Genomic DNA, 1636 nt, shown 5'->3' with positions numbered 1-1636 from the left:
TGCCCGTAGGGGTGCGCCTTGCGCTGCTGGCCCGGACCGCGGCCCTGGCCGGCGCCCGCACCGGCGCCGGCACCGGCCGGACGCGGCTTGGCGTAGGGACGCCCCTGACCCTGACCCTGGCCACGACCGCCGGGACCGGCATTGCGGTGGCCGGTCGGGCCGGTGCTGACGCCATCGGGCACGTACCAGGTGCGGAACGCGGCGGGGTTGCCGTCCGGCAGCGGCTTGGGGCCCTTCGGCGTGCGCTGCTTGAACGGCTTCTGCGATTGCTTGGCGGCCATTTCGCCGCTCACGGTCAGGCCGCCGTGCGGCTTCTTGCCGCCGCGGCCGCGGCCGCGGTCCTCGCGGAACGTGTCGAAGCGGCGCAGCTCGCGGCCTTCGTCGGCGGTGTTGTGGCCGTTGACGTAGGCGTTGCCGCCGCGGCCGACCTGCACGGTGGCCTTGGCCGCCTTGCGCTGGCCGATCACCGGCTGCAGGGTCAGCGCCGACGGGGTGCCTTCCTCCAGCTTCAGCTCGGCGCGCAGCGCCTCGACCTTGTCCTGCGCCAGTTCCATCGAATGCCCGCGCAGCAGTTCGCGCGGCAGCGCGATCTTGCCGTAGCGGGTGCGCTTGAGCCGGCTGACCTGGCAGCCCTGCGATTCCCACAGGCGCCGCACCTCGCGGTTGCGGCCTTCCTTGACCACCACCCGGAACCAGTCGTGCGAGTCGGTGCCGCCGATGCGTTCGATCTCGTCGAACTTGGCGCCGCCGTCCTCCAGCAGCACGCCGCGCGAGAGCCGCTCGATCATGCTGTCGGGCACGGTCTCTTCGCCTTCCGGGGCGCGCACGCGCACCACGTACTCGCGCTCGATCTCGTAGGAGGGGTGCATCATCGCGTTGGCCAGCTCGCCGTCGGTGGTGAGCAGCAGCAGGCCGGTGGTGTTGATGTCCAGGCGGCCGATCGCGATCCAGCGCGCGCCCTTCAGCGCCGGCAGCGCCTCGAAGATGGTCGGGCGGCCTTCGGGATCTTCGCGCGTGGTCACTTCGCCTTCGGGCTTGTTGTAGATCAGCACGCGCGAGGGCTCGGTCAGCGCGCTGGCGACGAAGCTGCGGCCGTCCAGCTCGATCTTGTCGCCGCTGCGGATCGACATGCCGGTCTGCGCGACCTCGCCGTTGACCTTGACCAGGCCGTCGGCGATGCGCTGTTCCAGCGCCCGGCGCGAGCCCAGTCCGGCCTGGGCCAGGACCTTGTGCAGGCGTTCTTCCAGTTTCGGCTGCTCGGCGGCAGCGGCGTCGCGCTTGAGCGAGAGCTTGTTCAACGACAGCTTGCGGGAGGTGTCACTCATTTACTTGGCTCCGGCCGGCGCGTTGCGCGTCGGCCTGTGGTTCGGAATCGGCATCGTCAACAGCCACGGTCGTCGTCGCGACGGCGTTGTCTTCGGCTTCGTTCGCATCCGCCGCGCGCTCTCCCGGCGCGGCTTCGGGTTCGCCCGTCGGGGCGGTCGTGGAATCCGTGGCCGCCGGCGCGTGGGCGTCGTCGGTCGCGGGGGTGTGCGGTGCTGCGGTGTCGCGTGCTTCTGCGTCGGCGGCAGCGTCGGCATCGGCCGCGTCTGCCTGCGCCGTCGCGGCAGGCTCGGCGGGTTCGCCGGCGGCTGCA

The 1636-nt window shown here is 71.9% G+C and carries 1 protein-coding gene and 1 pseudogene; both read right to left on the bottom strand.

What is annotated here, in order from left to right; all coding sequences use genetic code 11:
* A partial coding sequence (locus D588_RS0111175; RefSeq protein ID WP_026143597.1) for a pseudouridine synthase occupies positions 1-1325 on the bottom strand: 1325 nt, incomplete at its 3' end.
* Positions 1318-1636: pseudogene (locus D588_RS28530) on the bottom strand (SMC-Scp complex subunit ScpB); the annotation flags it as partial. The pseudogene D588_RS28530 and the gene D588_RS0111175, both read right to left, overlap by 8 nt.

Source organism: Xanthomonas sp. SHU 308, assembly GCF_000364645.1.
Lineage (GTDB): Bacteria > Pseudomonadota > Gammaproteobacteria > Xanthomonadales > Xanthomonadaceae > Xanthomonas_A > Xanthomonas_A sontii.
Note: the sequence above shows the minus strand (reverse complement) of the source record. Positions and strands in the feature narration are given on the sequence as shown.